At 61.1% G+C, this 7,102-nt stretch carries 10 protein-coding genes and 1 pseudogene; 6 read left to right on the top strand and 5 right to left on the bottom strand.

Annotation, left to right across the window (positions count from 1 at the left end; genetic code table 11):
* Nucleotides 1-279 precede the first annotated feature (279 nt).
* Complete coding sequence (locus EOD15_RS24935) at nucleotides 280-537, top strand: hypothetical protein (RefSeq protein ID WP_245463763.1); 258 nt, start codon at nucleotides 280-282, stop codon at nucleotides 535-537.
* A gap of 306 nt (nucleotides 538-843) precedes the next feature.
* Here EOD15_RS24935 and EOD15_RS24930 read toward each other — a convergent pair whose 3' ends face one another.
* Both EOD15_RS24930 and EOD15_RS24925 read right to left on the bottom strand, forming a co-directional pair.
* The gene (locus EOD15_RS24930) at nucleotides 844-1,443 is read right to left on the bottom strand and encodes a YdeI/OmpD-associated family protein (protein WP_127317959.1); all 600 of its coding nucleotides are present in this window, start codon (nucleotides 1,441-1,443) and stop codon (nucleotides 844-846) included.
* Nucleotides 1,443-1,649, bottom strand: a complete 207-nt coding sequence (locus tag EOD15_RS24925) for a hypothetical protein (RefSeq protein ID WP_127317961.1) — start codon at nucleotides 1,647-1,649, stop codon at nucleotides 1,443-1,445. The genes EOD15_RS24930 and EOD15_RS24925 overlap by 1 nt, the downstream gene beginning before the upstream one ends.
* 41 nt (nucleotides 1,650-1,690) lie before the next feature.
* Here EOD15_RS24925 and EOD15_RS24920 point away from each other — a divergent pair, with 41 nt between their 5' ends.
* Together EOD15_RS24920 and EOD15_RS37275 are read left to right on the top strand one after the other, a co-directional pair.
* Complete coding sequence (locus EOD15_RS24920) at nucleotides 1,691-2,305, top strand: hypothetical protein (protein ID WP_127317963.1); 615 nt, start codon at nucleotides 1,691-1,693, stop codon at nucleotides 2,303-2,305.
* A 111-nt stretch (nucleotides 2,306-2,416) separates the two neighbouring features.
* A pseudogene (locus EOD15_RS37275) lies at nucleotides 2,417-2,560 on the top strand (SDR family NAD(P)-dependent oxidoreductase); the annotation flags it as partial.
* Between the two features lie 96 nt (nucleotides 2,561-2,656).
* On the opposite strand, the gene EOD15_RS24910 reads toward EOD15_RS37275, so the two are convergent.
* Entirely contained in the window at nucleotides 2,657-3,562 is a 906-nt protein-coding gene (locus EOD15_RS24910) for a S1C family serine protease (protein WP_127317965.1), read from the bottom strand.
* A gap of 195 nt (nucleotides 3,563-3,757) precedes the next feature.
* Between EOD15_RS24910 and yghU the strand changes: the two genes are divergently transcribed.
* Nucleotides 3,758-4,624: a glutathione-dependent disulfide-bond oxidoreductase gene (gene yghU, locus EOD15_RS24905; protein ID WP_127317967.1), complete on the top strand. Its 867-nt coding sequence runs from the start codon at nucleotides 3,758-3,760 to the stop codon at nucleotides 4,622-4,624.
* An 87-nt stretch (nucleotides 4,625-4,711) separates the two neighbouring features.
* Here the strand turns inward: yghU and EOD15_RS24900 are convergent, their stop codons facing one another.
* Together EOD15_RS24900 and EOD15_RS24895 are read right to left on the bottom strand one after the other, a co-directional pair.
* Entirely contained in the window at nucleotides 4,712-5,014 is a 303-nt protein-coding gene (locus EOD15_RS24900) for a DUF1236 domain-containing protein (RefSeq protein ID WP_027035237.1), read from the bottom strand.
* A 620-nt stretch (nucleotides 5,015-5,634) separates the two neighbouring features.
* Complete coding sequence (locus EOD15_RS24895) at nucleotides 5,635-5,853, bottom strand: exopolysaccharide production repressor protein (protein WP_245463762.1); 219 nt, start codon at nucleotides 5,851-5,853, stop codon at nucleotides 5,635-5,637.
* Between the two features lie 319 nt (nucleotides 5,854-6,172).
* On the opposite strand from EOD15_RS24895, the gene EOD15_RS24890 reads away from it, so the two are divergent.
* Both EOD15_RS24890 and EOD15_RS24885 read left to right on the top strand, forming a co-directional pair.
* Nucleotides 6,173-6,460, top strand: coding sequence for a hypothetical protein (locus tag EOD15_RS24890; protein WP_127317971.1), 288 nt, complete (start codon nucleotides 6,173-6,175; stop codon nucleotides 6,458-6,460).
* 336 nt (nucleotides 6,461-6,796) lie between these two features.
* Complete coding sequence (locus EOD15_RS24885) at nucleotides 6,797-6,997, top strand: hypothetical protein (RefSeq protein WP_127317973.1); 201 nt, start codon at nucleotides 6,797-6,799, stop codon at nucleotides 6,995-6,997.
* Nucleotides 6,998-7,102 lie beyond the last annotated feature (105 nt).

Raw genomic sequence — 7,102 nt, 5'->3', positions numbered from 1 at the left:
GTGTTCCAGCGGAGTGAGACGTTGGTGTTCCCTGGAACACCCCTCATCCGACCTCGCTTCGCGAGGCCACCTTCTCCCACAGGGGGAGAAGGGAAAACCCCGCCAGACACACTCCAGAAACAAGAATCAACATCCGGGAAAAACTCGCGAAAACATCGCCTGTCATAACCACCCTCGCGGCGGTCAAGCGGGCTGCTGCACAACGCGAAGAAATGGTCCCGAAACATGCAACGACGTTCGGCCGGATGGACCGGTGCCCTGACAGGCATTTCGCTCGCCATGCTGGCGGCCGCACAATCGGGTGCGGACGCAGCGGTCACCCGGAGCGAATATTGCAGCCAGCTCGGCCTTCAACTCGACGGGGCTATCCAAACGAAGGCCGCCCCAGGCACCCGCGCAAGCCAGATCGCCGAGGCAACCGCGCTCCAGGACAAGGCGAACCGGTTTTGTGCCGAGCGAAAGCAGGCCCAAGGCATCAGGACCTATGCCAACGCCCTGAAACTTCTTGGCGTGACACCGGTCGACCTGAACCAATAGTATCTGCCTTTGAACCATCAAGCACGCCAAGGCTGCTTGATCGCCCCTCCTTCCTGACTTCCTCCCGGCAAAAGGCCGCCACTCGTAAAAGCGAAGGCGGCTTTTTTCTTGGCTACGCAATGCCGGGGGAAATGCGCGACAGACACCTGTCAAATCCGCACAAAAACAGATGCTTATAACAATTCGGCGATTCAGATACTGAAGCACTTCATGCGACGCTGAGTGCCGATCACAATCTGCCCAGGAATCGGGTGGCGGGCCGCATGCGAAACGCATGCCCCTCGCCGCAGAAAGAGCCTGAGCGGCTTACTTCCTGCCTTGCGGATGGATCGTCTCGCCGCGCTTCAGCATGGCCACAAACGTCTCGATCTTCTTCTTGCGCCCGGCCTCGGTCTTCATGTTGTGGGTGCGGAAGGCGAGCGCGAAGCGGTTTTGCGCGCTGAGTTTTTCAAGCATCGCCTTGGCGGCGGGTTCCGCGTCTATGGCTGCTTGCAGATCATCGGGGATCTTCATCTGCTTGCCGCTGCCATAGGCGCGCGCCCAGCGCCCGTCCGCCTTGGCCGCCTCGACCTGTTTGAGCCCATGCTCGGTCATGCGGCCCTCCTCGACCAGCCGCGCGACATTGTCGATGTTGATCAGGCTCCAGATGCTCTTCCTGCCGCGCGGCGTGTAGCGCTGCAGGAAACTCTTGTCGTCCAGCCCCTTGCGCACCGCATCGATCCAGCCGAAGCACAGCACCACGTCGATGGCTTGCTTGGGGGTGATCGACTTCAGTCCCGACCCCACCTTGTGAACCTTGATCCACACTTCGGTTTCCGTAGCGTGGTGCTTGCCAAGCCACGCGTAGAAGCTGCCCGCATCCGGGAATTCATGGACCTTGTCGGGATCGACCTTGACCGGCGCCATTAGCCGGCCTGTTTGTTCAGTGCCGCTCGCGCCACCATAGTTCCTGCTCCCATTGTCGTATTGCCCGCATTGCGCCCATCGTCATCGCCCGGCATGTGGCACAGATCGCTGTCAGTTTTCGTCAGTTGCGTCACCACAAAGCGAAGAAAGCATCGCCGCGCGACTTCGTCGGGGAGAAGAGAGGGCGCGCGATATTCCACCGCCATGCTATAGGACCGCAAGGTGTCAGTCTGGGGAATATGCCACCATGAAATCTCTGCTGCTCGCTTTTCTATCTTTGCTGTTGCCGAGCCTCGCCCTGGCGGAGCCGATCGAAACCCGAAAAATCGTCACGGCTGTGACCGGCGACTTCAACGGCGATGGCGCCGTCGATCTTGCCATGGTGGTCGAGACCGAGCCCGGCCAGCCGATGGACGTCCACTTCTTCCTCAGGGACAAGGAGCACAATTACCTCAAGCCTGTCGAGATCGTGCACGAGCAGATCCACGGGGAATGGAACGGCTACGACCGGCCGGGCTACGAGAACTCCGACACCGAGCCGGAACTGACGATGCTGCCCAACGGTTCGATCAAATTCTACCTGCCAGCGATGCCGGTCGGCAGCGAACGGACCGACATGACGCTGACCATCGCCTGGCGCAACGGTGCCTTCATCGTCGCCGGCTTCGCCTATAGCCATGATGACTATTTGAAGGAGAATGCCGAAAGCGCCTGCGAGTACAATGTGCTGACCGGCAAAGGCACCAGCAGCGAAAAGCAGCCGGACGGCAGCACCAAGCACAAGACCGTCTCCGTCGAAGGCCAGGCCATCGCTTTCAAGGACTGGAACCCGGGCGCTGCCTTCACCGCTTGCGGCAACTGATCGCCCTGCATCATCGGCGTTTCCGATAGCGCTATCGGTTTCTTCCGTTTTCACTTGCCGTACCGAACTGCCAATTCCCTGCCCTTCTCCATCCAAGCAAAGGCAGTGCGAATGAGCATTTCAAATCAGAAAATCCTGATCGTCGGCGGCGGCTCCGGCATGGGTCTGGCGCTGGCCCGACGCTGCAGTGAGGCTGGGGCCGAGGTGATCATCGCCGGTCGCGGCGAGAACCGGCTGCGACAGGCGCGCGAGGCGCTGGGCAATCCCGCCGGGCTGGAGACCGCGATGGCCGAGCGGCTGCCCGTCGGGCGAATTGGCAACCCGATGACATCGCCGACGCCATCGACGCGCCTACTGCAGCTGCGGCTTTTTCAGAAAGCTGCCGCGGTCGGCCGATTTGACGCGCAGCCAGGTTTCGCGGCCGTCGCGCAGCACCCGCATCGTAATCTCGGCCCCCGCCGAGCCGCTCTCCCACAGCTTGCGATAGAAATCGGCCAGCCCGTCGACCGCGCCGTCGCGGATGTCGGAGATGATGTCGCCCTGACGCAGGCCGGCCTTGGCCGCCGGGCCGCCCTCGGTCACGCTCATCACCACCACTCTGCCGTCGCTTTCGGCCGACAGGGCGCCGAGCCACGGGCGCGGCGGCTTGGCCACCTGGCCGCGCGTCAAGAGGTCGTCGAGAATGGGCGGCAACAGATCGATCGGCACCACCATGTTGATGTCGGCCACCTCGCCGTTGCGGCTCATCTGCAGGCGCAGCGAGCCGATGCCGAGCAGCGAGCCGTCGGCGCCGAACAGCCCGGCACCGCCCCAGGACGGATGCGCGGGCGCAATGAAGATCGCCTCGTCGAGCAGATATTCCCAATAGCCGGCGAATTCCTGCTTGGTGACGATCCTGGCCTGCACCGACTGGCCGATGCCGTCGGCCAGCACGACGGCGTCGCCGATCCTGGCCTTGCCGGCATCGCCCAGCGCCACGGCCGGCAGGCCGAGCGGCGCCAGCGCCTGCACCAGGCCAAAGCCCGATTCCTGGTCATAGGCGAGCGCGTGCGCGGGGATGACGCGGCCGTCATGGCTGGTCAGCCAGACCTCTTCCGCTTCGGTGATGAGATAGCCGATGGTCAGCACCAGCCCGTCATTGCGAATGACGACGCCGCTGCCTTCCCTGAGCGTGCCAAGCGCGCTGGCCGTAAAGGCATCTTCGGGGACAGTGGCCCGCACGGCAACGACCGAGCGCGGATTGGGATTGATGGTCATGCTTTTGTCCTGGATGGGCTTTGGTGACATCTTCTATAGGTATGCCACGCCGGAGAAGGCGCAAGGGCGAGGAAGTGCCCAATTGCCGATGTTGGCCCTGCGGGCATCGATAATAGTTCAACGCAAGTTGAACTTACACATCCGCAGCCCTAGTTTATGGCGACCTGCCATCCTTCCCCGACACGAGGCCACGAAATGACCGACTACACACCGCCGAAAGTATGGACCTGGAACAAGCCGAGCGGCGGAGCCTTTGCCAGCATCAACCGGCCGATCGCCGGACCGACGCATGACAAGGAACTGCCCGTCGGCAAGCATCCGTTGCAGCTCTATTCGCTGGCGACGCCGAACGGCGTCAAGGTCACCGTCATGCTGGAAGAGCTTCTGGCGCGCGGCCACAAGAGCGCCGAATACGATGCCTGGCTGATCCGGATCAACGATGGCGACCAGTTCGGCAGCGGCTTCGTCGAGGTCAATCCCAACTCCAAGATCCCGGCCCTGATGGACCGCAGCGGCAAGACGCCGGTGCGCATCTTCGAATCCGGTTCGATCCTGGTCTATCTCGCCGAAAAGTTCGGCGAATTCCTGCCGACCGAACAGCCGGCCCGCGCCGAGGTGCTGTCCTGGCTGTTCTGGCAGATGGGCTCGGCGCCCTATCTGGGCGGCGGCTTCGGTCACTTTTATGCCTATGCGCCGGAAAAGTTCGAATATGCCATCGACCGCTTCTCGATGGAGGTGAAACGCCAGATGGATGTGCTCGACCGCCGACTGGCCGAGACCGAATATCTCGGCGGCAAGGACTATTCCATCGCCGATATGGCGGTGTGGCCCTGGTATGGCGGGCTGGCGCTCGGCCGCATGTACAATGATTCCGCCGAGTTCCTGTCCGTGCAGGAATACACACATGTGCAACGCTGGGCCAAGGCGATCGACGCACGACCGACGGTCAAGCGCGGCCGCATGGTCAACCGCGCTTTCGGCGAGCCTGCCATGCAATTGCATGAGCGCCACGACGCCAGCGATTTCGAGACCAAGACGCAGGATAGACTGGCCGCCGAATAGGCCATAGCGGGTCGCGGCAAAGGAAACCCGCCACCGACGCGACGTCGGGGCGGGTTTTCCCCAAGGTCCAGTGCTGCGGGAACCCCCTTAGTGCAGCACTTCAACGATCTGGCGGGTCTCCGGATCGACGAGGACCGTCTGGTCATTGATCACGGCGACGCGATATTTGACGTCGGGCACCTCACGCAATTCGACAGTGTCCGGCACCGAGGAGCCGAGCTTGAGTTCGACCCCCAGAAGGTTCACCGAGGCAAGCGGTTCCCTCTTGATGTATTCGCGAACGACTGTCTCCTGCTCCGGCTGGACGACGACGACGCTCTCCGCCAGCGCCGCACCAATGCCGCCCATCAGGACGACTGCGGCCGCCGCGCTTGTAAGATAAAGTTTCATGACCGTCTCCTAGTGACAATTGAATTCCGCCCTCCATAAAAACTCCACCGCTGCCATGCGGTTCCATCGAACTTCAGAATTGAAGATGTTACGTTTGGCCCGGATATTAATTTGTTGCTGATCAGACATGCGGCAGACAGCGCGGAAATGCTTGAAAACTTGCACAAATGTGTACGGACATTAGAAGACGAAAAATTCCTGCTGTAGCCGGATTAACGAAGCACCTGTTGTCGCCGCGTCAAATCAGCCTCGCGTCCCTCTATCTGGACGATGGGAGCACGGAAAAAGGCTCGCCCCGCCGGGAGCAGAGCGAGCCATGACAGTTCCGATGGAGGTGGCAACCTCACCGGTACCGCTAGAGAACGCGAAGCATCATCACTTGTTCCGCCTGACGGCCTGAGCTCCATGCGAAGCTGGTCGCGCATGCGTCATGTTCACACGACAACGCTGCGCCGAAATCTCCGGCAGGGATATGCTCGGACGCTGTCTCAGTGACCAAACACCTTGCCGTTGGTCGTGATCGCGCTGGTGGCGACGTTCCCCGAATTTGCCCTCGCGCATACCAGCGAGTGGACGGCCTGGTCTGGAACGCCATTCCTGATCGATCCCGGCTACCCGGTTTAAAGCTGGACACCGTCGCGATGCAATGGCGGGAAGGCGTCCACCGGATCCTGGCTCGGCGCGATATCGTGCGCGCGCCTGAAGATCAGCCTCACGATGAGCACGAAGTAACCGACCTGCAGGACAAGCAGCGTCGCTATGGTCCAGGCAAATGCCTCCCAGAAAGAGCCGGTGATCATATAGGTCCACACCGCGACAATGAGAGCCGTGGCTGACATTCCTACGAGAAACTGCCCAAAATACATGGTTTCCCCAAACCGTCGAAACCGCGCCGGTTCCAACCAGTCCCTGCCTCATTCCCGCGGACAACATTCCATTATTTTAGCAAGTTCGCAAGTAACCGGCCGGTCGCCGCTGCGCGCTCTCCATTTGCGCGGCAACTTGGCAGCCGTACGGGCCGCGGCTGCGGTGCTGGCTGGGCTGACGCGCCAGCCGTCGACAATCCCCAGAAGCACCCCCGGTCCTTGCACTTCGAATCCGGAACAAACGCCGGCACGCCGAGTTTCGCCTCCAGTTTTTCAAGCATGGAGACCAAGCATGGCACCGCGCAACAAACCAAACGCCGATATCGAAGATGACGCACCGCAGGCGGACGGGCCGACAATCGAGCAGCAGGATTGGGATGCGATCAAGGGCAGCCAGATCCTGCCAGAGTCCGTGCCGGAAAACGGCGACATGCGTTACGGCATCGAAAAAGACGGCGATCTGCCCGACGAGAACGACGATAACGCGTACCAGGACAGCGACGACGCCCTTCCCGACGATGAGGAAGAAGCCGCGATCACGCGCGATCAGAACCGCGAGGGCCGATTCGACGAGACGTGAGCCATTCGTCGCCCGAGACATGACTGCCTGTTGTTGAACTTGCCAAAGCCACATTTTCCATGCCCGGTTCGCGGGAAAATGTGCTTGGCTGGCTAAGTTTTCCCGCTGGGCTTTATATCAGATTTACCTAAAATAGCGGAACATCCAAGGGACATTATCGGAACTGAACAAGGCCCCTTGGACTTTTGCGCACAACAGATAAGACCTTGGTCCTATAGGAAAAAGCAAAAGCCCGAGTTGACCGATTGAAGCTCCGCCAAGGGAACATCGGGCTGCGCTTGTCGTTTGTCGCGAAAGTTCGGCACTCCTGGTGTGCCATATCTGGAGAACGGCGCGATGCCCCACCGATCCACCATCATCAAGACAGGCCATGGCCCAGGCACGGCGATCGCCGTGCTCATGGTTGGGTTGATGGCGGTGGGCATCGTGTTCCTCGTTCTCGGCAGTTCGCTCTACTTCAACGAGCAGCCTGCGGATCAACGTGCCCTGCCTTCGCCGCCCGCTCGATCGACACACGATAGCAAAGCGGCAAACTGAACGAGCCCGAACCAATTGCCGAGCGATCGCGAGATTGCGGCCGCGCGGGTCCTCCAGGCTTCGTCCAGTGGAGCGGACGGCTTCGGGCGATGTATTGTCCACCGG

The organism is Mesorhizobium sp. M7A.T.Ca.US.000.02.2.1, from assembly GCF_003996995.1.
Taxonomy (GTDB): domain Bacteria; phylum Pseudomonadota; class Alphaproteobacteria; order Rhizobiales; family Rhizobiaceae; genus Mesorhizobium.
The sequence above is the reverse complement of the archived record's forward strand: the minus strand, read 5'-3'. Positions and strand labels throughout refer to the sequence as shown.

What these genes read in the sequence shown, in the direction of transcription:
- yghU (WP_127317967.1), top strand. Translation starts at nt 3,758, where the DNA reads ATGACCGACTACACACCGCCGAAAGTATGGACCTGGAACAAGCCGAGC.
- EOD15_RS24885 (WP_127317973.1), top strand. Translation starts at nt 6,797, where the DNA reads ATGCCCCACCGATCCACCATCATCAAGACAGGCCATGGCCCAGGCACG.
- EOD15_RS24895 (WP_245463762.1), bottom strand. Translation starts at nt 5,853, where the DNA reads ATGTCAGCCACGGCTCTCATTGTCGCGGTGTGGACCTATATGATCACC.
- EOD15_RS24925 (WP_127317961.1), bottom strand. Translation starts at nt 1,649, where the DNA reads ATGGCGGTGGAATATCGCGCGCCCTCTCTTCTCCCCGACGAAGTCGCG.
- EOD15_RS24900 (WP_027035237.1), bottom strand. Translation starts at nt 5,014, where the DNA reads ATGAAACTTTATCTTACAAGCGCGGCGGCCGCAGTCGTCCTGATGGGC.
- EOD15_RS24910 (WP_127317965.1), bottom strand. Translation starts at nt 3,562, where the DNA reads ATGACCATCAATCCCAATCCGCGCTCGGTCGTTGCCGTGCGGGCCACT.
- EOD15_RS24890 (WP_127317971.1), top strand. Translation starts at nt 6,173, where the DNA reads ATGGCACCGCGCAACAAACCAAACGCCGATATCGAAGATGACGCACCG.
- EOD15_RS24930 (WP_127317959.1), bottom strand. Translation starts at nt 1,443, where the DNA reads ATGGCGCCGGTCAAGGTCGATCCCGACAAGGTCCATGAATTCCCGGAT.
- EOD15_RS24935 (WP_245463763.1), top strand. Translation starts at nt 280, where the DNA reads ATGCTGGCGGCCGCACAATCGGGTGCGGACGCAGCGGTCACCCGGAGC.
- EOD15_RS24920 (WP_127317963.1), top strand. Translation starts at nt 1,691, where the DNA reads ATGAAATCTCTGCTGCTCGCTTTTCTATCTTTGCTGTTGCCGAGCCTC.